This is a genomic window from Curtobacterium guangdongense, from assembly GCF_049341845.1.
Lineage (GTDB): Bacteria > Actinomycetota > Actinomycetes > Actinomycetales > Microbacteriaceae > Curtobacterium > Curtobacterium guangdongense.
On sequence record NZ_JBMPIT010000012.1, the window covers coordinates 1 to 23,319 of the forward strand.

At 72.0% G+C, this 23,319-nt stretch carries 15 protein-coding genes, 1 tRNA gene and 1 rRNA gene; 12 read left to right on the forward strand and 5 right to left on the reverse strand.

Annotated features, from left to right (window positions below; all coding sequences use genetic code 11):
- The 10 genes from rrf to ACO0E1_RS16750 form a co-directional block, all read left to right on the forward strand.
- A 5S ribosomal RNA gene (gene rrf, locus ACO0E1_RS16705) occupies positions 1-76 on the forward strand; the annotation flags it as partial.
- A 115-nt stretch (positions 77-191) separates the two neighbouring features.
- On the forward strand, positions 192-1,679 hold the full coding sequence (gene gltX, locus ACO0E1_RS16710) for a glutamate--tRNA ligase (protein ID WP_422875202.1): 1,488 nt from the start codon (positions 192-194) through the stop codon (positions 1,677-1,679).
- A 1-nt stretch (position 1,680) separates the two neighbouring features.
- Entirely contained in the window at positions 1,681-2,604 is a 924-nt protein-coding gene (locus ACO0E1_RS16715; RefSeq protein WP_422875203.1) for an NAD(P)/FAD-dependent oxidoreductase, read from the forward strand.
- A 45-nt stretch (positions 2,605-2,649) separates the two neighbouring features.
- Positions 2,650-2,721: transfer RNA gene (locus tag ACO0E1_RS16720), tRNA-Gln, on the forward strand.
- 205 nt (positions 2,722-2,926) lie between these two features.
- Positions 2,927-5,668, forward strand: coding sequence for an alpha/beta fold hydrolase (locus ACO0E1_RS16725; protein ID WP_422875204.1), 2,742 nt, complete (start codon positions 2,927-2,929; stop codon positions 5,666-5,668).
- Between the two features lie 345 nt (positions 5,669-6,013).
- A complete protein-coding gene (locus ACO0E1_RS16730) occupies positions 6,014-6,838 on the forward strand; it encodes a glycosyltransferase family 2 protein (protein ID WP_422875205.1) in 825 nt (274 codons plus the stop codon).
- A complete protein-coding gene (locus ACO0E1_RS16735; RefSeq protein ID WP_422875206.1) occupies positions 6,835-7,806 on the forward strand; it encodes a glycosyltransferase family 2 protein in 972 nt (323 codons plus the stop codon). Before ACO0E1_RS16730 ends, ACO0E1_RS16735 begins: the two co-directional genes overlap by 4 nt.
- Positions 7,803-11,363, forward strand: a complete 3,561-nt coding sequence (locus ACO0E1_RS16740; RefSeq protein WP_422875207.1) for a glycosyltransferase — start codon at positions 7,803-7,805, stop codon at positions 11,361-11,363. Before ACO0E1_RS16735 ends, ACO0E1_RS16740 begins: the two co-directional genes overlap by 4 nt.
- On the forward strand, positions 11,350-13,698 hold the full coding sequence (locus ACO0E1_RS16745) for a PIG-L family deacetylase (RefSeq protein WP_422875208.1): 2,349 nt from the start codon (positions 11,350-11,352) through the stop codon (positions 13,696-13,698). The genes ACO0E1_RS16740 and ACO0E1_RS16745 overlap by 14 nt, the downstream gene beginning before the upstream one ends.
- Positions 13,680-14,750 (forward strand): glycoside hydrolase family 16 protein, encoded by a 1,071-nt coding sequence (locus ACO0E1_RS16750; protein ID WP_422875209.1) that lies wholly within the window; start codon positions 13,680-13,682, stop codon positions 14,748-14,750. Before ACO0E1_RS16745 ends, ACO0E1_RS16750 begins: the two co-directional genes overlap by 19 nt.
- 69 nt (positions 14,751-14,819) lie before the next feature.
- On the opposite strand, the gene ACO0E1_RS16755 is transcribed toward ACO0E1_RS16750, so the two are convergent.
- From ACO0E1_RS16755 to ACO0E1_RS16770, 4 genes are all read right to left on the reverse strand, one after another.
- Positions 14,820-16,031: a glycosyltransferase family 4 protein gene (locus ACO0E1_RS16755; RefSeq protein WP_422875210.1), complete on the reverse strand. Its 1,212-nt coding sequence runs from the start codon at positions 16,029-16,031 to the stop codon at positions 14,820-14,822.
- Complete coding sequence (locus ACO0E1_RS16760; RefSeq protein WP_422875211.1) at positions 16,028-17,563, reverse strand: lipopolysaccharide biosynthesis protein; 1,536 nt, start codon at positions 17,561-17,563, stop codon at positions 16,028-16,030. The genes ACO0E1_RS16755 and ACO0E1_RS16760 overlap by 4 nt, the downstream gene beginning before the upstream one ends.
- On the reverse strand, positions 17,560-18,498 hold the full coding sequence (locus tag ACO0E1_RS16765) for a beta-1,6-N-acetylglucosaminyltransferase (RefSeq protein WP_422875212.1): 939 nt from the start codon (positions 18,496-18,498) through the stop codon (positions 17,560-17,562). The genes ACO0E1_RS16760 and ACO0E1_RS16765 overlap by 4 nt, the downstream gene beginning before the upstream one ends.
- 93 nt (positions 18,499-18,591) lie before the next feature.
- The gene (locus ACO0E1_RS16770; protein WP_422875213.1) at positions 18,592-18,765 is read right to left on the reverse strand and encodes a hypothetical protein; all 174 of its coding nucleotides are present in this window, start codon (positions 18,763-18,765) and stop codon (positions 18,592-18,594) included.
- A 161-nt stretch (positions 18,766-18,926) separates the two neighbouring features.
- On the opposite strand from ACO0E1_RS16770, the gene ACO0E1_RS16775 reads away from it, so the two are divergent.
- On the forward strand, positions 18,927-20,231 hold the full coding sequence (locus tag ACO0E1_RS16775) for a glycosyltransferase family 2 protein (protein WP_422875214.1): 1,305 nt from the start codon (positions 18,927-18,929) through the stop codon (positions 20,229-20,231).
- 152 nt (positions 20,232-20,383) lie between these two features.
- Here the strand turns inward: ACO0E1_RS16775 and ACO0E1_RS16780 are convergent, their stop codons facing one another.
- The gene (locus ACO0E1_RS16780; RefSeq protein WP_422875215.1) at positions 20,384-21,712 is read right to left on the reverse strand and encodes a glycosyltransferase; all 1,329 of its coding nucleotides are present in this window, start codon (positions 21,710-21,712) and stop codon (positions 20,384-20,386) included.
- A 299-nt stretch (positions 21,713-22,011) separates the two neighbouring features.
- Between ACO0E1_RS16780 and ACO0E1_RS16785 the strand changes: the two genes are divergently transcribed.
- Entirely contained in the window at positions 22,012-23,289 is a 1,278-nt protein-coding gene (locus ACO0E1_RS16785) for an ABC transporter substrate-binding protein (protein WP_422875216.1), read from the forward strand.
- Positions 23,290-23,319: the final 30 nt, after the last annotated feature.

Sequence of the window (23,319 nt, forward strand, 5' to 3'; positions counted from 1 at the left end):
GAACCCGGAAGCTAAGCCTCTCAGCGCCGATGGTACTGCAAGGGGGACCTTGTGGGAGAGTAGGACGCCGCCGGACTTCTCTTGCAACACCAGGGAACCCCTGACCAGTACTGGTCAGGGGTTTTCTGCGTTCCATCGCTGTCCACAGGCCCGCCGTCGCGGGGGTCGCCCGCGATAGGATCGTCGGCGTCATGACTGCGCCATTCACCACCGCCACCGGTTCCGACGTCCGCGTCCGATTCTGCCCATCGCCGACGGGGACCCCCCACGTCGGCCTCGTGCGGACGGCCCTGTTCAACTGGGCCTACGCCCGCCACACCGGCGGCAAGCTCGTGTTCCGCATCGAGGACACCGATGCCGCTCGGGACAGCGAGGAGTCGTACCAGCAGATCATCGAGGCGCTGCGGTGGCTCAAGCTCGACTGGGACGAAGGCGTCGAGGTCGGGGGGCCGCACGGCCCCTACCGGCAGTCCGAGCGGTCCGACGTCTACGAGGACGCGATCGCGAAGCTCAAGGACGCCGGCCACCTCTACGAGTCCTTCGTGACGCCCGAGGAGATGGAGGCGCGGAACATCGCGGCCGGTCGTGACCCGAAGCAGGGCTACGACAACCACGAGCGCGACCTGACCGAGGACGAGCGCCAGGCGTTCCGCGACCAGGGCCGTGAGCCGGCGCTCCGGCTCCGCGTGCCCGACCGCGACCTGAGCTTCGACGACCTGGTCCGCGGTGAGATCACGTTCAAGCAGGGCACGTTCCCGGACTTCGTGGTGGTGCGTCCGAACGGCAAACCGCTGTACACGTTCACGAACCCGGTCGACGACGCACTCATGGGTGTGACGCACGTGCTCCGTGGCGAGGACATCCTGTCGTCGACGCCGCGCCAGATCGCCCTGTACGAGGCGCTGTTCGAGATCGGGATGGCCGAGTTCATCCCGCGCTTCGGACACCTGCCGTACGTGATGGGCGAGGGCAACAAGAAGCTCTCCAAGCGCGACCCGGAGTCGAACCTCTTCCACCACCGTGCCAACGGCATGATCCCCGAGGGGCTCATCAACTACCTGGCGCTGCTCGGATGGTCGATCGGCCCCGACCGCGACGTCTTCTCCATCGACGAGATGGTCGAGGCGTTCGACGTCGCCGACGTGAACCCGAACCCGGCCCGGTTCGACCACAAGAAGGCCGAGTCGATCAACGGCGACCACATCCGCCTGCTCGATCCGGCGGACTTCCGTGACCGTCTGAAGCCGTACCTGACCGAGTACCTCTCGGACCCGGCCACCGCCGAGCAGGAGCAGGTGCTCGAGGCAGCGGCGCCGCTGGTGCAGGAGCGCATGCAGCTGCTCAGCGAGGCTCCCGGGATGCTCGGGTTCCTGTTCACGGCGGACGGCGACCTCGTCGTCGAGGAGGACGCGCTCGCGAGCCTCAAGGGCGACCCGACCGAGGTCCTCACCGCGAGCATCGCCGCACTCGAGCAGCTCGACGACTGGCGGACCGAGGCGATCGAGGGGGCACTCCGTGTGGCGCTCATCGACGGCCTCGGCCTGAAGCCGCGTCTGGCGTTCGGTCCGCTGCGCGTCGCGGTGTCGGGTCGCCGGATCAGCCCGCCGCTGTTCGAGTCGATGGAGATCCTCGGCAAGGACTCGACGCTCGCACGGCTCCGCGCACTCTCGGCTCACTGACGTGTACGACGTCGCGGTGATCGGTGCGGGGCCCGCTGGTCTCAGCGCCGCACTCAACCTGGTGCGGGCGAAGCGGTCCGTGCTGCTGCTCGACGCGAACCGTCCGCGGAACGCCGCCACGCTGCGGTCGCACGGCTTCCTGACGCGTGACGGTGTCTCGCCGCTCGAGCTCCGGAAGCTCGGACGCGCCGAGGTCGAACAGTACGCAGAGGCAACGGTCACCCAGGCGATCGTCGACCGGGTCGCACCGGACGGCGCCGGCTGGCGCGTGCACGGGACCTGGCGTGGCGCCGAGGTCGACGAGACGGCGCGCGCGGTGGTCATCGCGACGGGGCTCCGTGAGGAGTTCCCGGCGCTGCCGTCCCTGCGGGCGTTCTACGGCACCGCGATGCACAGCTGTGTCGAGTGCGACGCCTACGAGCGGTCCGGCGAGCCACTGGCGTTCGTGTGCGAGACCGCCGACGTCGTCGACCGGGCGCTGCTCATCGCGGCGTGGACCGACGACCTCGTCGTGTACACGAACGGCACCGCGCCGCTCGACGCCGACGGTCGCCGCCGTCTGGCCGACGCGGGCGTGCGGATCGACGAGCGGCCCGTCGCCGACCTGGAGGGGGACCGGTCCGGGATGACCGGTGTTCGCCTCGCAGACGGCCACGTGGAGCCGCGTACGGGCGGGTTCGTCCGACCGACGTGGCACGTCGACCTGGACTGGGTCGACGCGGCACTCGATCGCGACGCCGAAGGCCTCGTCGTGGTCGACCGCGTCGGACGCACGACGGTTCCCGGGCTGTACGCCGTCGGCGACGTGACCCCGCCCGGGCCCGAGCAGCTCATCGTCGCTGCCGGGCACGGGGCGACGACCGCAGCCGCGGTGCACCGCGACCTCGTCGGTGGTCTTGCGGACCTCCGGGATGCTGTACAGTAGATGACCGTGCCCCGGACAACGGGGACGGAAGACCGACAGGTCTTTTGGGGTATGGTGTAATTGGCAACACAGCGGTTTCTGGTACCGTCGTTCTTGGTTCGAGTCCAGGTACCCCAGCAGATGTGAGAACGGCCCCCGGGAAGTCCCGGGGGCCGTTTTCGTGCGCCGTTCACATCGCGTTCAGCGGAAGCCGCAAGGATGCGCAGAACCGCAGGATGTCCGCACCCGCCGTCGTCGCCCCTGGAACGGGGACCACTCGTCGACTTACTGTCCGAGTGGCCGTACCGGACGGGCGGTCAGCAGACGATCCAGGGGAACTGCCATGACGTCCACCGACGCATTGCTCCACCACCGTTGGGACCACACCGCTGTGGTCCCCGTCGCGGACGACCACTCGGTCCTCGACCGCTGGGCGCGCGTCGTGACCGTGTACCCGGACGAGCCGGCCCTCGCGGGCAACGGCCGTGCGTGCACGTTCGCCGAGGCGGACGCGCTCGCGTCGTCGCTCGCCATGGTCCTCGCCGAGCGGTTGCACCCCGACGACCGGACCGGAGCCGGCGTCGGGGTGGTCCCCGGCGGCGCTCCCGTGCCGATCGGTGTCATGGCCGGCCAGACGACCGAAGCCGTGGTGGCCGTCCTGGCGCTGACGATGGCGAACCGCGTCGTGGTCGTCCTCGACGACCACCTGCCGGAAGCCCGGCTGCGCCACGTGGTCGAGCTCGCGGGCGTCTCGGAGGTCCTCGCGGACACCGCGCACGCGGACCTCGCCGCCTCGGCCCTCGGCGACGCCGGCACGGTCCACGACCTGTACGCGCTGTTCGACGCGTCGGCGGACGCCGCGGACCGGACGAGCAGCGCCGACGCGGTGGCACGGACCGACGCCGTCGGCGACCAGGACCTGAGCCGTCTCGGCGGCGGGGACCCCCTCGTGCTGGTCTTCACCTCCGGGTCGACCGGCATGCCGAAGGGCGTCGCGATGACCCACCGGCAGCAGCTGCGGAACGCCGAGCAGGACGCCGTCGCGCTCGGACTCCGTCCGGGGGACCGGATGGGCCTCGTGCTCCCGCTGTCCTTCGCGGCCGGCTACCTCATGGCCTTCAGCACCCTCCTGAACGGCGGGGCCATCGTGCTCCTCGACCCGCGGGACCTCGGCACCGACCGACTGCTCGAGCGGATGCCCGAGGAGGACGTGAACCTGCTCGTCTGCACCCCGCACCTGCTCCGGTCCGTCGTCCAGACGAAGCAGGCGGTCCCCGGTGGCGCACGGCTGCCGTTCCGCCTCCTGATGACCGTCGGCGAACCGATCACCGGCACGGACGTCGTCGCCGCGCGCCCGGTGCTCGGCGCCGAGACCGTGATCTGGAACGGCTTCGGGGCGAGCGAGATGGGGTGCGTCGCGTACTGCTCGGTCGCGCCGGGTGATGCCGTCGCCCCCGGCGTGATCCCCGCCGGGTTCCCGCTCCCGGGCAAGACCGCCAGGATCGTCCGCGAGGACGGCACCCCGGCTGACCTCGGCGAGACCGGCGAGCTCGTGATCGAGTCCGACGGACTGTCCGCCGGGTACTGGGGTGCACCGGACAAGACCGCCGAACGCCTCGGCGCGACGGCCGACGGCACGCCCACGTGGCGACAGGGCGACCTCGCGAAGCTCGAGGCCGACGGCAGCCTGGTGCTCCTCGGCCGCTCCGACGACGCCGTGAAGGTCCGCGGCTACCTCGTCGAGCCCAGCGAGGTCGAGGCAGCACTCCGCGCCGTCGAGGACGTGCACGACGTCGTCGTCACCGCGCTCGTCGAGCCGCCGGCGGTCACCCGCCTCGTCGCCTACGTCGTCGGTCGCCCTGGACGTCGGACCCCGGCGCCCGCTGCGATCCGCCGCGCGCTCCGTGATCGGCTGCCGGAGTACATGGTGCCGGCGTCGATCGTCCCGATGCCCGAGCTGCCCCGCAACGAGCGCGGCAAGGTCGACCGCGCGCTGCTCCCCGGTGCGCCGTCGATCGAGACCGAGATGGTCGAAGGCGAGTACGACCAGTGGGAGCTCGTCGTCGGACAGATCTGGGCGGAGGTCCTCGGCCTCCGCGGCGTGCACCTCGACGAGGACTTCTCCGCGCTCGGCGGCGACTCGCTGTCCGCCGAGGAGATGCTCGCGACGGTGCACGCCCGGCTCGGCGTCGACATGCGCGCGTCCGAGCTGCTCGAGCACCCGACGCTGCGCACCTTCGCACGACACGTCCGCTCGGGGACCAGCGCGCTGCCGAGCCACCCGGACATCGTGAAGGTGTCCGAAGCGCGGACCCCCGGCCGTCCGCCGGTGTTCTGCCTGTCCGGAGGCGGCGCGCTCGGCCTGACGTTCCTGCCGCTCTCCCGGTACCTGCCGGAGCACGACGTCTACGCGATCCAGCAGCACGGCCTGGAGCGCCGCGCCGTCCCGGACCGGAGCATCGAACAGAGCGCCCGCCGGTACATCGCCCTGATGCGGATCGTGCAGCCGCGCGGCCCGTACATCATCGTGGGCCACTCGCTCGGCGGCATCGTCGGACTCGAGGTGGCACGACTGCTCACCGAGGCGGGGGAGGAGATCGAGCACCTCGCACTGCTCGACTCGTACCTGCCGCGCACCCGGACCGAGGCCGCACAGCTGAACTTCGCCAGGATGGAGCCCAATGAACCGCGGAACGCCGCCGTCCGCGCGCTCCGGCACGGACTCGACCGTGCCGTGAAGCGCGTGCTGCCCTCCGGCGTGCCGTACGGGGACCTCTTCCTGCGTCGTGCACGGGCCTACGGCGCCGGGGTGCTCCGCTACGGCGGGCAGAAGGACTTCGACGCGATGTTCGACCACGCCGAGATGATCGTGCGCCGGCACACGCCGACGCCGTTCCACGGGCGGTCGACGTTCGTGCTCGCGGACGACAACCCGGACGTCGAGCGCTGGTCGTCGGTGCTCCGCGGGGACAACCGCACCGTGCACATCCAAGCGGAGCACACGTCGCTCCTGCGCGAACCGCACGTCGCGGAGCTCGCAGCGGAGCTGCGCACCGCCCTCGGGACGGACCCGACCCGGCCCTGAGCCGGACCTGGTGACGGACTGGAGGCTCGTGGCGACCCCGCCACGAGCCTCCCGTCCGTCCCGGGGTGACCCGACGACGCACCGCAGCCCGCTTGCGGGTTTCCGTATCCGCACTCGGGGGCCCGCAACGGATCACCGATCGCATTGACCGGTCACCCCGCCCCGACGAAGGTGGGAATCCCCAGGGAGCGGCGTACCCCCGCGACCGACGGGAACGACGGTGCACCCTCACCGCCGTGCACCGCAGCTGACGTACCCGCGTCCGAGTCCTCGCGTACCCCGAGGACCATCGATCGTCGCCGTGACGGTCTTCCCGATTGCCGCCCTGAACCCGACAGGAGCACCATGTCCGCCAGCACGATCCGTCCCCTGGACCCTCGCGTCTCGGTCGTCATCCCCGCACGCAACGAGGCGAGGAACCTCGAGATCATCCTCCCGAAGCTCCCGCCGGTGTACGAGGTGATCCTGGTCGACGGCAACTCGGTCGACGACACCATCGCGACCGCCCAGCGGCTGATGCCGACGATCAAGGTCGTGCAGCAGACCCGGAAGGGCAAGGGCAACGCGCTCGCCTGCGGGTTCGAGGCCGTCACCGGCGACGTCGTCGTCATGTTCGACGCCGACTGCTCGGCCGACCCCGACGAGATCCCGCGCTTCGTCGATGCGCTGGTCGCCGGTGCCGACGTCGCCAAGGGCACGCGCTACGCCCTCGGCGGTGGCAGCGACGACATCACGATCGTCCGCAGCCTCGGCAACCGCGGTCTGAACGTCGTCTGCAACCTGCTGCTCGGCGCCCGGTACACGGACCTCTGCTACGGCTACAACGCCTTCTGGGCGGACACGCTGCCCAAGATCGGCCTGCTGTCCTCGACGCTGCCGAAGCCCGCCGACGGCTCGATGCTGTGGGGCGACGGCTTCGAGATCGAGACGATCCTGACCTGCCGCTGGTCCGCCGCGGACCTGGCGATCTCCGAGGTGCCGAGCCACGAGAAGCTCCGCGTCCACGGCACCAGCAACCTGAACGCGGTGACCGACGGCATCCGCGTGCTGAAGTCGATCATGCACGAGCGTCGCCGCGCCTCCGAGGCGCAGGCACGCGCGCGCCTCACCCCGGTGACGACCCGCGTCGTCCCGACCGCCGTGCCGGCACTGGACGAGGAAGCCGCGTGAGCGTCCCGACGGTCGCGGTCGTCATCTGCGCGTACACGCAGCAGCGCTGGGGCGACCTGCAGGACTCGGTCGAGTCCGCGAAGCGACAGCCGAACGCCACCGAGGTGGTCGTCGTCATCGACCACGAGCCCGAGCTGTTCCTGCGTGCGAAGGCACGCTGGCCGGAGCTGCTGGTCGTCGAGAACTCCGAGGACCGCGGCCTGTCCGGCGCGCGGAACACCGGCGTGGCGCTCGCCGAGTCGGACGTCGTGGCGTTCCTCGACGACGACGCGACCGCCGACGACGACTGGCTGGCCCACCTCGTCGAAGCGCTCTCGCTGCCGGACGTCGTCGGCGTCGGTGGTCGGGCGACCCCGTCGTGGCCGACCGCGACCGGCGCGGGACCCTACCCCGACGAGCTCCTGTGGATCGTCGGCTGCAGCTACACCGGACTGCCCACCGAACCGGGCGACGTCCGCAACGTGATCGGCTCGAGCATGGCGTTCCGGCGTGACGTGCTCCTCGCCGCCGGCGGGTTCCGGTCCGGCATCGGCCGGGTCGGCAACCAGCCGCTCGGGTGCGAGGAGACGGAGCTCTGCATCCGGATCGCGCAGGCCGACCCGACCGCCAGGATCCGCTTCGAGCCGCGGTCGAACGTCTCGCACCGTGTGTCCCCTGATCGCGTCGAGATGCGGTACGTGCGGCGCCGGAGCTACTACGAGGGCATCTCCAAGGCGGTCCTCAGCCGTCGTGTCGGGGCGAAGGACTCGCTGTCCAGCGAGTCGACCTACCTGACGCAGGTGCTGCCGAAGGCGCTGTTCCGTGAACTCGGTCGGCTCGGGCGAGGCGGCGGGACCCGTGCGGTCGCGATCGTCACGTGCGTGCTCGGCACCGTGACCGGCTACGCCGTCGGCCGGTTCCTCGGCGGCGTCGTCGTGGCGTCGCCCGCACCCGTCCCCGTCGCCGTGCAGCCGGTGGGTGCACCGTGACGCGTGCGACCCTGGCGATGGTCGTCTCGCCGATCACCACGGGTCCGCTGTTCCCCACGTGGGACGGCGCCCTGTGGGTCGGCGAGGTCGACCGCGCGGACGTGCACGCCTCCAGCCACCGCGACGTGATCGCGCTCGACGGGGCCGAGGGGTACCGACGGGCCCGGCTGCTCGTGCGCGACCACGGCGAGCCCCTCGGGTTCGTCGAGGCGGAGATCACCGAGCGCCGCCGCATCGGTGCGACGATCGACGTCCGCTCCCTGCAGCGCGCGATCCGGCCGATGCCGGCGCCGGCATCGCGGGTCTCGTCGGTGTCCGGGACGGCAGCAGGTCTGGTGCTGCCGTCCGTCACCGTCGTGCTCTGCACGGACGGCGCTGCGGACTCGACGATGCGCTCGGTGCTCGCCTGCCGGTACCCGTCCTTCGACGTCGTCGTGGTCTCGCACGCCGCCGAGCCGGGTGACGACGCCGTCGTGACGATCGACGGCCGCACGGTGACCACGATCGCCGCACCGTCCGGTGGGCTCGCCGCCGCACGGAACGCCGGCCTGCTCGCGGCGACCGGTGCCGTCGTCGCGTTCGTCGACGAGGGGGCCGTCGTCGACGCCGGGTGGCTCGACGCCCTCGGGACCGCGTTCGCCACGGACCCCGACGTCGCGTGCGTGACCGGCCTCGTGCCCAGCGCGGAGCTCCGCACGCCGGCGCAGCGGTGGCACGATGAGCGCACCCCGGCGGCCAGGACGATCCGTCGCCGTGTCCTGCGACTCGGCGACGACCCGGGTGACCTCCCACTGCACCCCTTCGCCGCGTCCGCGTACGGCACCGGAGCGAACCTCGCCGTGCACCGTGCGACGGCCCTCCGGATCGGCGGGTTCGACACCGCCTTCGGACCGGGTACCCGCGTCGGCGGCGGGGACGACCTCGACCTCTTCACACGACTGCTGTTCGCGGGCACCGCGATCGCGGTCGAACCCGCCGCGATCGCGTGGCAGCGATCGGCGGACGACGTCGCGTCGTTGCGTCGCGCCGCAGCAGCGAACGGCCATGGACTCGGAGCCTGGATGACCAAGAACGCCTTCGACCGCGAGACGCTCGCCGCGTCGATCGATGCTGCTCCCGAGGCCATCAGCGCCTTCGCGCGCCTCGGACTCGAGCAGGGCGACCGTGCGGCTGCCGTCGACGGGTCCGACGCGTCCGAACCGCTCGACGTCGTCGACGCCGAGTTCGCCGCGACGAAGCGTCGGCTCCGCGGGGTCGAACGACGGTCGGCGTTCACGGCGCCGTTCCTCGCGATGCGCGAACGGATGGGCGGCGCCGGGACGATCGACCGGACGGCGCACGGTCGGCACGAGCTGCAGCGTGGTCTCGAGGGCGCTGGACCGGCCCGGGAGGTCCCGACCGGCGCGATGGGGCCCGCTGCGCGCCTCGTCGCGTCCGGCCTCGTGGTGGGCGTCCTCGTCCTCGCCGCGGTCGGACAGCTCGTCGGCGTCCCCGTGCTCCGTGCGAGCGCGACGGCGGTGTTCCTCTTCGCGCTGCTCGGCGTCGCGCCGCTGCTCTTCCTGCGGCCGATGCCCCTCGCACGCTTCGCGGTCTTCGCGGTGACCGGGTCCTTCGTCGCCACGATCGGCATCGGCTACACGATGGCGACGTTCCACGTCTGGGACCCGGTGGCTCCGTTCGTCGTGGTGGTCGTCGGCACGGCGCTCGCCGTCGCGGTCGCCGTGCCACGCGACCTCGCCGAGCTCCGTCGCGCACGGTACGTCGCCGACGGCGCCCCGACGCGGCGCCGGTGGGGGACCACCGCGACGGTCACGACGCTCTCGCTGGTCGGGCTCGCCGTGGTCGTCGTCACCGCGCTCACGCACACGGGCGACCCGATCCGGGACGGTCTGTTCGGCAGGCTCGGCGTCGGGCTCGTCGTCGGACTGGCGATCGTCGTCGCCGCGGCCGTCGTCGCGCTGGTCCGGGGCCGTGGTGTCGCGGTCCCCGTGGTGGTGTTCGGCGGGGCGATCCAGCTGGCGCAGGCGATCACCTACGGCATGCCGACGGTGATGGCGGCTGCTCGGCACATCGGCGTGCTCGAGTACATCCGGCAGTACGGCGGGACGAACCCCGCCGCTGACATCTTCCAGACGTGGTCGGGTCTCTTCGCCGCCGGCGCCTGGGTGGCCGACGTCGGCGGGATCCAGAACGCGATGGTCATCGCCGCGTGGGTCCCCGTCCTCCTGGCCTTCAGCACGACGCTCGCCTCGGGCGTGCTCGCGTCGCACTGGCTGCCGGGATCACGGCGTCCGTGGATCGCGGCGTTCCTGATCGCGATGACCGGGTCGCTCAACACGACCTACTTCTCGCCGCAGTCGATCGGCATCCTGCTGTCGCTGGTGATCCTCGTGCTCGCGACCGGACCGCTCCGCAGCGTCGACGTGGCATCGGCGGACGGGACCGTCGCCGCGAAGCCGCGGGCTCGCAAGGTCGGGCTGTCCCGGATCATCGGGATCGCCGCCATCGGCATCGTGCTGGCCGTGACCCACCAGATCTCGCCGTACCTGACGGTCGCCGCGCTCGTGGTGCTCGTCGTCTTCCGCCTGGTCCGCCCGTGGTGGCTGCCGTTGGTCGTGCTCGTGCCCGCTGTCGTGTTCGCGGTCATGAACGGCAACGTGCTCGACAAGTTCCTGTCCCTCGCGAACGTCGGGCGGGTGTTCGACAACGTGCAGCCGCCGTCCCACGGATCGACCCTCCTCCCGCAGCCGCTCGTCACGCGCTTGGCGTTCGACGTGCCGGCCGCCGCGCTCGTCGTGCTCGGGCTCGTCGCGCTGCTCACGGTGGTGCTCCGTCGCGACCGCGTGCACTGGGGGCTGCTCCTCGCCGCCGCGAGCCCGGTCTCGTTGCTCGTCGCCACGAACTACGGCCAGGAGGGCATCTTCCGCGTCGTCCTCTTCGCCACCCCGTGGATCGCGATCCTCGCCGCGGCGCTGCCGATGCCGACCGGCCGGCTCGCGTGGGCGGGCACGGCCGTCCGCCGGGTGATGCGTCCGGCCGGTGTGCGGGCCGTCGTCGCGGGAGCCGGCATCGCCGCGCTCGTGGCCATCGGGGCGTTCGGGCAGACCGCACTCGACTGGAACCGCGTGATGACGCGCAGCGAGTCCGCCGCGACCCAGTACTACGACCGCACCGCGCCGAAGGGCTCGGTGATGCTCCTCACGGGATCCGCGATCGCCGTGCCGAGCAACACCGGTGCCCGGTACTTCGACGTCTCGTACCTGACCCGTGAGGCCCTCGGCAACTACCAGGACCCGTCCGGCACCTACGACCCGGAGGCCGACGTGTCCGACATCACGGCGAAGCTCGTCGACACGTGGCCGGCGACCCAGTACTACGCCCTCGTCGCCGAGCCGTTCGGCGCCTACGGCGAGCGCTACGGGTACCAGACGGACGCGCACTACCAGGAGCTCGCCCGGGCGATGGCGTCCTCGCCGTACTGGAAGCGCGTGTGGTCGTCGGGCACGACGGCGATGTACGAACTGACCCGCGAAGGGATGCGTCATGCAACCAGGTGACAGACGAGGTCCCCGGCGGACACGGCGGACGATCGCCGCGTCCGCCGCGGCCGTGCTCGCGGTCGTCGCGGCGCTCGTGGTGGGTCCGGGGCTCGCGGAGACGGCCGGAGCGGCGACGCCGACGGCCGACTGCAGCGCCGGTCGGGTGCTCAACGTCGTCGCGCACCCCGACGACGACCTGTTCTTCCAGGGCACCGCGCTCCGGAAGGACATCGACGCGGGTCGGTGCGTCCGCTCCGTCGTGGTCACGGCCGGTGACGCGGGCTACCCCCGGTACTACTGGGAGAGCCGCCAGGAGGGCCTCGAGGCGGCCTACGCGAAGATCGCGGGCGTCGCGTCCGACTGGACCACCGGTTCCCTCGTCGTCGCGGGCCGGACACTCCACACCGAGACCCTGACGGCCGACCCCCGGATCAGCCTGGTGTTCATGGAGCTCCCGGACGGCAACGTCGAGGGGAACGGGTTCTGGGGCGACGGCTACCAGAGCCTGCAGCGGCTGTACACGGGCGACAGCAGTTCGATCAGCACGGTCGCGGACGCGTTCCACAGCGCGACCTACACGCTGGCCCAGTTGCGGTCGACGCTGCTCGGGATCGTGCAGGACTTCGCACCGAGCGACATCCACACCCTCGACTACGAGGGGTCGTACGGCGACGGCGACCACAGCGACCACCACACCGTCGGGTACCTCACCGACGAGGTGCAGCAGCAGTACAGCGGCTCGCACACCTTCACCGGGTACATGGGGTACCCGATCTCGGACCGGCCGTCGAACCTCACCGCGGCGCAGACGGCCGCGAAGTCCGACGCGTTCTACACGTACGCGCCGTACGACGACCTGACGTGTGCGTCGGCCGACGCCTGCTCGAGCCGACCGGAGTCGTCATGGTTGAGCCGCGAGTACACCGCTGGTTCGACCGCCCCGACCGAACCCACCGATCCCGTCGATCCGGGCCGGACCGACGTCACGGGCAGCGCAACGGTCACGGCCAGCGCGGAGAACCCCGCTGACGGGCAGACCGCACTGAAGGCGGTCGACGGCGTCGTCAGCGGGTACCCGGATGCGCCCACCGCCGAGTGGGTCGCTCCGTCGGGTCGTGCTGGCACGTGGATCCAGCTCGGGTGGTCCGGCGGTACGACGCTGTCGTCGATCGACCTCGCGGACCGGCCGAACGGCGCCGACCAGGTGACCGGTGGCACGCTGACGTTCTCCGACGGGTCGAGCGTCACCGTCCCGGCGCTCCCGAACGGTGGATCGGTGCAGACCGTCACGTTCAGCGCCAGGCAGGTGACGTGGGCGCGGTTCACGGTGACGTCGGTCAGCACCACCACGGAGAACATCGGACTCGCTGAGATCCGGGCGTACGCACCGGCGGGCACCACGACCCTGCCGCCGACGTCCGGACCGAAGAACGTCACGGCGGCCGCGACGGTGACGGCCAGCGCGGAGAACCCCGCTGACGGGCAGACCGCGGTGAAGGCAGTCGACGGTGTCGTCAGCGGGTACCCGGCGAACCCGTCGGCGGAGTGGGTCGCCCCGTCGGGTCGCACCGGCACGTGGATCCAGCTCGCCTGGGCGGGCGGGACGACCCTGTCCCAGGTGGACCTCGCCGACCGGCCGAACAGCAACGACCAGGTCACCGGCGGCAAGCTGACGTTCTCGGACGGGTCGAGCGTCACCGTCCCGGCACTGGCCAACGGCGGCACGGTGCAGTCGGTGACGTTCGCCGCGCGGCAGGTCACGTGGGTGCGGTTCACGGTCACGGCCGTGAGCGCGAGCACGCAGAACACCGGGCTCGCGGAGATCCGGGCGTGGGCACCGGCGGGGACCTCGACGCCGACGCCGACCCCGACACCCACACCCACGCCCACGCCGACCCCGACGCCCACGCCGACCCCGACCCCGACGCTGTCGGACGTCACCGGCTCGGCGACGCCGTCGGCGGTGGCGGACAATCCGGCCGACGGACAGACCGTCGCGAAGGCGGTCGACGGCGTGCTGTCCGGCTACCCGGCGAACCCGTCGGCCGAGTGGGTCGTGCCGTGGGGACGGACCGGGATCTGGTACCAGCTCGACTGGTCGAAGCCGGTCGCCCTGCAGCGGATCGTCCTGTGCGACCGTCCGAACGCCAACGACCAGGTCACGAGCGGGACCCTGACGTTCTCCGACGGCAGCAAGGTCGCCGTCGGTGCGCTCCCGAACGACGGATCGGCGCTGACGGTCGACTTCACCGCCAGGAACGTGACGTGGGTCCGCTTCACGACCACGGGCGTCTCCGGCAGCACCGTCAACGTCGGGCTCTCGGAGATCCGCGCGTGGGCGACAGCGGGATGACCGGCGACGGCCATGACCGCGGCAACGACCGCGTCGGCGACCGCGGCGTCGACGCCGTCCGCCCGCTCGACGAGCTGGCTGCGGCGGCGCACGGTGCGGCGCCGGCACACGGTTCCGGCATCGCCCGGCACCGTGTGCCGTTCCGCGCCGGCGGACGGCGCACCGCCTTCGCCGTCGGGGCACTCGTGGTCGCGGCCGGGGTGGTCGCGGCGTCGACGACGACCGCGACCGGAGACGGCGCCGACCCGAGCGGGGTGAGCATGCCGACGAGCGATGGCAGTGGCTGGAACCGGGTCTTCTCGGAGGACTTCGACGACAGCACCCCGACGGGCGGGTTCGAGGCGGACTACGCCGACCGGTTCTCCGTCTACCACGGGTTCGCGGACACCGCTGGCACCGGACGGTACCAGTCGTCGGCGCTCACGGCGCACGACGGCATGCTCGACATGCGCCTCCGGACCACCAAGGGCGGCACCCCGCTCGCCGGTGGGATCGTGCCCCTGGTCGACGGACGGTGGGGTGGACAGACCGCCGGGCGCTACAGCATCCGCATGAAGAGCGACGAGGTCGACGGCTACGGGGTCGCGGTGCTGCTCTGGAGCGACGAGAACGTCTGGTCGGACGGCGAGATCGACTTCCCCGAGGGGGCGCTCGGCGCGCCGGCGTACCTCAACGTGCACTGCCTCGAGGACCCCGCCGAGAAGTGCGTCCAGTACGAGACGGCCGCGTCGCTGGCCGACTGGCACACGTACACGATCGAGTGGACGCCCGCACGGATGTCGTTCCTCGTCGACGACGCCGTCGTGGCGACGACGACCCAGAGCATCCCCACCTCGCGCATGCACCTGGTCGTGCAGGCCGGTTCGAACGCCGGACACCCGCCGCGGAGCGCCGCCGGGTCGCTCCTCATCGACTGGATGACGATCGACGTGCCCGTGGACGGTGCCGAGCCGCAGGCGACCCTGCCGTCCGACGGCCGGCCGGTGCCCGACGACGGGACCTGGACCGCGGACACCTCGTCCGGCGGAGCCGAGGACGCCACGGGCGGCTGAGTCGGACCGGCAGCGCCGGCAGCGACGGCAGCGACAGCAGCGCCGCGCCGGTGCCGGCCGATCAGTGCCTCAGCGCCGGGCGCGTGCCTGCAGCGCGTCGAGCAGGGCGCTCACGTGCGGGGCCCGCCCGTAGCGGTCGAGCACCCACGTGCGGCACCGTTCCCCGAGGGAGGGATCGTGGACCGCCTCGTCGAGGACGTCGAGGACCCGCTTCGCCAACACCTCGGTGTCCGACGGGTCGACGGTGAACCGCTCCCACCCGTCGGAGAGGATCTCCCCGGTGCCGCCGGACGCCGCGGCCACGACGGGACGTCCGGTGGACATCGCCTCGACGACGACCCGACCGAAGCCCTCCGGCTCGATGGACGGTGCGACGACGAGGTCGGCGGCGTGCAGGAGCGGGACCACGTCGTCCCGCTCCGGCACGACGAGCACGGAGTCCTGGGGGAGCTCGGCGACGGCGCCGTGCACGGCGTCGGCCTCATCCGGGTAGAGGGCGCCGGCGAGCACGAGGAGCGGCAGGCTCCGCGCGGACGCCGAGGACGCGGGGACCGTCGCCGGCTGCCGCGCCGCAGCGGTCTCGAGGACGCGTCCCCATGCCTCGAGCAGGGCGAGCACGCCCTTCGCACGGGTGAGCCGGCCGTAGTACAGGACCGTCGGGGTGGCGTCGTCGATGCCGAACACCGCACGGGCACGGTGCACGTCGGCCGGAGTCGCCGCGGGGAAGTCGTCGGTGTCGATGCCGTTCGGCACGATCGTGATCCGGTCGGCGGGCGCGCCGGCAGCGCCCCAGGCCGTCGCCATCGCCTTCGACACGGCGAGGAACTCGGTCCGGCCACCCGCCATCGGCCCGATGCGGTTGTAGTTCGGCGCGTGGTGCAGGTGGACGGCCAGGGGCACGCCGGACACGAGCGACGCGACCCGCCCGAACGGCAGGTACTCCGGCCGGTTCAGCCACAGGACGTCGAGGTGCGCACGACGGAGCCGCAGGCCCTGGCGTGCGAAGCGCCAGGCGTCGCGGAACGCCGTCCTGATGCCGAAGCGGTAGTCGACCGCGTCGTGCAGCGGCACGCCCATGGCGTCGAACGGTGCGCGGCCCTCGACGGACCGCGGCGCGTGCGCGTTGCGGTGCCAGATCTCGACCTCGTGGCCCGCGGCGAGGAGCTCGGCGGTGTCCTCGAGGACGCAGCGCTCCAGCCCCCCGGTGATCGCGAGCCCGGTCGTGACGACGCCGATGCGGAGTCGTCTCGAGCCGTCCTGCGTGTGCTTCCGTCGGGTCATGACGCACCTCCTCGTGCTGCCCGCAGCCGCCGGAGGAACCACGGGAGACACCCGAGGACACCGATGATGCGGAACCAGTTCCAAAAGACGTCCTGCGGCACGAACAGCGATGCCGCCGCGACCGTCAGGGCTGCGAGCACCGGGAGCACGATCCGGACACCCGGCCCACGCCACTCGCGTCGGTCCGGCAGCACGAACAGCTGCATCGCGGCGAGGACCACGTAGGCCACCACCGTCGCGATCGCTGCGCCGGCGATGCCGAACAGCGGGACGAGCGCGAGGTTCGCGCCGATGTTCACGGCGCCGGCGATCGCGGCGATCACGCCGACCGCCACACCGCGCCGCTCCACGAGCAGCAGCCGACCGGTGGCTCCGCTCGCGACCACCGGGAACGCCGTGATCGCGACCACGAAGACCACGACGGTGAGTTCCTCGACGCGGTACGACGCCGGTGCCAGGATCGGCAGCGCCACGGGGGAGACCAGCGTGACGGCCAGCAGCACGGGCGCGAGCATCCGGTACAGCTCGTCGCGGGAGTGCATGGCGAGCTGCCGGCGGGCGACGGCGTCGCGGAGTGCGGCGAAGTGCGGCGCCCAGGCCTGGTTCGTGAACGACAGGAGCAGGATCACCGCGGAGCCGACGACGTAGGCGATCTGGTAGCGCGCGACCTCCTCCGGGCCGAGCAGCCGTTGGACGACCACCCGGTCGCCGGCGTTCAGCACGAAGTACGACAGGTTGCCGAGCGCGATCGGGATGCCGAGCTTGAACGCGCGGGCGTTCGTCGCGCCGTCGAACAGCCCGGCCAGGCGCGGACGCGTCGCCGCGATCCCGATGACCATCGCGACGCCCTGCGCGACGACCCCGCCCCAGGCGTACGTGGTCGCGTCCGCGTGGACGAGCGTGAGCAGCCCGAGGCCGATGATCGAGCCGCCGATCGACGACAGCAGGCTCGTCACCGCGAACACCTTGATGCGGTCCTGCGCGACGAGGAGCGCGAGCGAGATCTGCACGATCGCTGCCGGTCCGGTCCAGAGCACCGCGACGAGGAGCAGCGGATGGTTGCCGATGAACCCGGCGGCGTCGGCCCAGACCGGGATCGTGGTGAGCGCGACGACGGTGACGATGCTCGCCGTGACCATGCCGACGGCGAGGAGCCCGCGTGCACGCCGGTCGTCGCCGTCCTCGGCGCGCTGGAGCACCGACGCCTGGTCGATCCCGGCCACCGCCAGCACGACGAGCGCCTGGTACAGCGCGATCGCGGAGGCGAGCACACCGAACTCCGCCGGCGGCATGAGGTGGGCGAGGACGGGGGAGATGAGCGACGAGACGACGAGCTGCATCGACCAGACGACGACGTACAGCAGCCCACGGCCGAAGAGCGCGTTCGCACCCTTCCGGACGGCGACGCTCCCCGTGTCGACCGCGCCGAGCGCGGTGTCGGACGACACCGACGACGGCGCTGCGGACGCGGCAGCAGCTGAGGCCGCACGGGCCTCGCGGGCCTCGCGCCGGGTCTGCGGGGGCACGGTCACGGTGCGACCACCTCCGGGGTGGGCGGCGAGACGACCGGTGCCGCGGGGGACGCCTGACGTCGCAACCCGAACGCCCCGTCCACGACCTCGAGCAGGTCGGCGCTCCGCTCGGTCGAGAACTTCCGCGCGAACACGTGCGGCAGGTCCACGTCCGAGCCCGTCCGACGCTCGAGCAGCCGCCCGGCATCGGCGATGGTCAGCCACGGCGGGCTCTTCATCGCCGTGCCGTCCCACCCGATCCACCACAGCGAGTGCGGCACGTGCTCGTCGGCGAACCCCGGGGTCAGCGCGGGCGAGCTCAGGACCGACGGCACGAAGGTCTCGTCGGCGATCCAGCTCCGTCGCCAGAAGCGGACGAGGTCGGGCCGCCGGTCGACGACGTCGACGACCGCTGCTGCGTGGTGGCGAGCCAGGACCTTGAGCTGCGAGCCGCCGGCGAACACGACGTCACGTGGCATCCGCCGGGGCACCGGGAGCCGCAGCATCGTCTTCCGCCACGCCCAGTGCCGGTACCGGAGCCTGGCCACCCCACCGTCGCGCCCCCACGCCGGGAACGGCAGCGGGTGCACGGCGAGGAACGACTGCTCACGGTGCGCGGCGAGGAGTCCGGTGATCTCGGCCGCGTCCGCGAGCGGGTAGTCGCTGCCCGTGAGCACCGCGATGTGCGAGGCGTCCGTCATGTCGAGCGCCGCCCGGTACCCGGACACCTCCGCCTCGACGTTCTCCCACTTCGCCCACCCGGTGCGGATCCGGGGGAGGACCGAGACCCGATCCGGCAGCCCGTCCGTCATCGCGCGGAAGACCGCCTCCGGCGTCCGCGCGTCGCAGTGCAGGAACACCGGGAACGGGTCCAGCGCCTCGACGAGGCGGCGGACGTGCGCTGGGTCCTCGTGGGCGAGGACGATGCACGCGGGCACCGTGCTGGGGATGGCCATGGACGCGACGCTAACCGCGCCGTTCCGGGCCGGACAAGGCGACCGGAAGCCCTCTGCGGGGAAGCGGCGGTTTCCCGCACCGCCCCCTCGTGATCAGCGTTTCCGGCGGAACTTCGGGCAGTCGCAGAGCGCGCAGTCGGTCCCGGGACGGTAGTGCTCGTGGGCGTCCTGGACGTGCCCGCAGACGCAGGTCGCGGCGTCGACGACGAGGACACGTCGTTCCGACGAGACGACGACACCGAGCTCGGTCGCGGGGCCCAGCGGCATTCGTCCTCCTCGTGCCCGACGTGCTGCCGTCGGGTCCTCTCCAGCGATCCTACGGGGACCGGACCGCTGGTGTGGCGGCAAACCGCAAGAGGGACGACCGTCGCCGCATCCCCGCGGACACGCCGTTGACCGCGCGCGAGGGGGCCCGGAGCATCGGGGACATGAGCGACCACCAGGCGACCACGACCAGCGTGCTCACCCTCACGCCCGCGATGCCGTCGCCGGACGCACCGGCATGGCCCGGCGCGGCCTGGGTCGGCGCCGTCGACCGGCAGCAGGCGCTCGCCGCGTCCGCCGTCGAGCTCGCCGGCGCCGACGGCTTCCGCCGCGCCCGACTCCTCGTCCGTGACGGACAGCAGGTCGCGGGGTTCGTCGACGTCGCGGTCGACGCGACCGGCGACGTGGACCCGGCAGAGCTGGGACCGGCCCTCCGCGCCCTGCGCACCACGAGCCTCCCGTCCGTTCCGCAGGGACCGACCGACGGCCGGATCTCGGTCGTCATCGGGACCCGCGACCGACCGGACGACGTCCGTCGGTGCGTCCGGTCCGTCCTGGCGTCCGACCACCCCGACTTCGAGGTGTTCGTCGTCGACAACGCGCCGACCACCACGGCGACCCGCGACGTGGTCGCCTCGTTCGCGGACGCTCGCCTCCACTACGTCCTGGAGGCCCGACCCGGCGTCTCGCGCGCACGGAACGCCGGGCTCGCCCTCGCGTCAGGGTCCGTGGTCGCCTTCGTCGACGACGACGTGGTCGTCGACCGGGGCTGGCTCGCTGCGCTCGCCGACGCGTACGCCCGCGACGCGGACGTCGTCTGCGTCACCGGCCTCGTCCCGAGCGGGGAACTCCGGACCCCGACGCAGCGCTACTTCGACGAGCGGGTGACCTGGGCGCGGAACACCGACCGCCGGGTGTTCCGCACCGCGGCACCGCCGGCTGATCTGCCGCTCTTCCCGTTCTCGGTCGGGGCGTTCGGCACCGGCGCGAACATGTCCCTCCGTCGCTCGGCGGCGCTCGCCCTCGGCGGGTTCGACGTCGCGCTCGGCCCGGGGACGCCGTCGCGCGCGGGGGAGGACCCCGACCTGTTCACCCGGGTGCTGCTCTCCGGCGGGGCGCTCGCCGTGGAGCCCTCCGCGATCGTGTGGCACCGGCACCGCCCCGACCGTGCGGCGCTGCGGTCCCAGGCGCTCGGCTACGGAACCGGGCTCGGCGCGTGGGTCGCGAAGCTCATGCTGCGTCCGCGGACGGCGTTCGCGGTGTTCCGGCGCGCGTTCGGTGCCCTGCGGCAGCTCGGCGCGCTCGGCCAGGGCGCCGGAGAGGTGTCCGCGGCCGTCGACGCCGTCGGCGGGTGGCCCGTCGACGAGGAGTTCCGTGCGGCGACCGCCGGGCTCAAGCGCGTCGAGCTCGTGGCGGCGCTCGGCGGCCCGTGGCGCTACGTGCGCGGTCGCCTGCGCTCCCGCGCGTAGGCGCACTGCCCGCGTGCCCGCGTGCCCGCGTGCCCGCGTGCCGCGCCGCGCTCCATCGAGGGAACAGGAAACGTCGGGTCCGGACATCGGACCCGACGTTTTCTGTTCCCTCGATCGCCCTCGGCGCGGGTGAGCGGCGCGTGTGCGGCGCGCTAGGGGCGGAAGCGCCCCTCCTCCACCTCGCGCCAGAACCGACGGCTCTTGAAGTACGCCGCCGGGCCCAGCGGGAAGCCCCGGAACTCGTGGTAGGCCAGGGACCGGGGGATGCGGGTGGTGGATGCCTCGGTGATGGTCTCGGCGGCCGCGTCACGCTTCCCCGCGAGGCGCGACACGAGCTGCGACAGCTTGATCTTGCCCGCGCGGGGCATCAGCCGCGCCAGGACCAGCGCGTGCCGGCGGTCCTTCGCGATGAGCTCGCACATCAGCGCGGTGAACCCGACGCCGTTCGAGTGCAGCTGCCCGTGCAGCCCCTCGAGGGTCTGGCGGTGCCGGTGGTGCACGACCGCGCGGGGTTCGAAGCCGATGCGGCCGCCGCCCCAGAGGATTTCGATGAAGATCGCGAGGTCCTCGCCACCGCGGGCGGGGACACCGGCGCCGAGCACGGGGTCGAACCCGCCGACGGCGTCGAACGCGGAACGACGGACCGCCCAGTTCGCCCCGGCGCCGTACCCGCCGATGCCGTACACGGCGAAGTGCTTGCGGACGGTGCCGTCCGGGCTCACGGCAGAGGCCTGCGCGTGCCGCATGACACCGGGGACGTCGTCCGGGACGATCGTCACCGGGGCGAAGGTGCGCTCGCCGCTGAAACCGCCGTAGTACGCCTCGTACCAGATCTGCGCGGGGGTCTCGAGCTCGACGGGCAGGATCATCCCCGTCACCGCGTCGACCTCCGGCTCGCGGACGAAGCGCGTGCCGATCGAGCGGAGCCACTGCGGGTCGACGCGGACGTCGTCGTCCGTGAACGCGATGATCTCGCCGCGGGCAGCCGCGACGCCGCTGTTCCGACCGATCGAGCAGCCGGGGCGCCGTTCCGTGACGAGCCGGACGTCGCGGCCCTCGAGGAGCCCGGGGAGGGCGTCGATCTCCGGCACCTTCACGCGGTTGTCGACGAGGACCACCTCGTAGTCGGGGTAGTCGAGGTCCTCCAGGAAGTCGAGCAGCTTGCCGATGTCCTCCACCCGGGTGACGATCGTCGACACCACGATCGAGATCATCGGCAGGTCCGCGTCCGGAACCGGGGCGGCCGTGCCGCCGACGCTGTGCTCGAGCTCCGCGACGAGCGGGGCGAGGGCCCGCGCGGCGTCGGCGGGGTCCTCGGTGAGGAGCACGTCGAGGGTCGTCACGGGGAACCCGCCGCGGTAGCCGACCACCAGCGCGGAGGAGCCGGTCTGGTCGGCGACGAGCCGTGGCAGCGGGGCATCGAGGTCGACGCTGACGACCCGACGGGGGCCGGGCACGGTGACGGGGGAGAGCTGGGTCATGACCCGGACGCTATGTCGGAGCGGCCGTGTCCCTCAACGGCGGGCACCAGCAGTGGCGGGGATCATGCGGGGTTCCGCAGGCCGGCGCAGCATCGCCGGAGCCGCGGGTGAGCGCTCACCCAGGAAGTCTGGGCAACTCCAGAGGTCACGCTCAGGTCACGGGTTCGATGCAACCGGTTGCAGAACGCCGAGCGCGGGCGTAGCTTCCACTCCCAGCAGGCAGCGTCGCCTGCTCCAGGTGGTCGTCGTCCGGTACCCGAGACGACGGCTCCTGGTGATCTCGATGAGGAGACAACGCTGTGAAGAACACACGCGCGAAGGTGCGACTCGCATCCGTGGCCGGGGTCGCCGTGATCGGCCTCGCCCTGGCCGGCTGCTCGAGCGGCAGCTCGGCCTCGGACGCCAAGGACGGGCAGGACAGCCGCGGCCCGATCACGTACGTCCAGGGCAAGGACAACTCGAACGTCGTCCGCCCCCTGATCGCCAAGTGGAACAAGGCGCACCCGGACGAGAAGGTCACGTTCAAGGAGCAGTCCGACCAGGCCGACCAGCAGCACGACGACCTCGTGCAGCACTTCCAGGCGAAGGACGACGGCTACGACGTGGTCGACGTCGACGTCGTGTGGACCGCGGAGTTCGCCGCGAAAGGCTGGCTGACGCCGCTCACGGGATCGATGAAGGTCGACACGTCCAAGCTGCTGCCCGCGACCGTGAAGACGGCGACGTACAACGACACGCTCTACGCGGCACCGCAGACCTCGGACGGCGGCCTGCTCTACTACCGCAAGGACCTCGTGAAGACCCCGCCGACCACGTGGTCGGAGATGATGGACGACTGCCAGATCGCCAAGGACAACGGCATCGGGTGCTACGCGGGCCAGTTCGCCAAGTACGAGGGCCTCACCGTGAACGCCTCGGAAGCAGTCAACAGCACCGGTGGCTCGATCCTCGGCAAGAGCGGGACGCCGGACGTCGACACCGCGAAGGCGAAGGCGGGCCTGGAGAACCTGGTTGCAGCGTTCAAGGACGGCAACATCCCGGCCGAGGCGATCACCTACCAGGAGGAACAGGGCCGCACGGCGTTCGAGAGCGGCAAGCTGCTCTTCCTCCGCAACTGGCCGTACGTGTACAACCTCGCCAAGACCGACGGCTCGTCGACGGTCAAGGACACCTTCGGCGTCGCTCCGCTCCCGGGTGCCGACGGCGTCGGCGCGTCGACCCTCGGCGGCCACAACGCGGCGATCAGCGCGTACTCGAAGCACAAGGCGACCGCGCACGACTTCCTCGAGTTCCTGATGTCGAGCGACACGCAGAAGTTCTTCGCGACCCAGGGCTCGCTCGCCCCGGTGATCGGTGACCTCTACACGGACTCCGAGCTGACGGCGAAGCTGCCGTACCTGCCCACCCTGCTGAAGTCGATCCAGAGCGCGGAGCCCCGCCCGGTCACGCCGTACTACCCGGCAGTGACGAAGGCGATCCAGGACAACTCCTACGCGGCGCTCAAGGGCTCGAAGAGCGTCGACGAGGCGATGAAGGACATGGAAGCCGCCCTCAAGGCGGCGACCACCAGCAACTAGCGGCTCGCGCCGCACCGGACTGGAGGCACG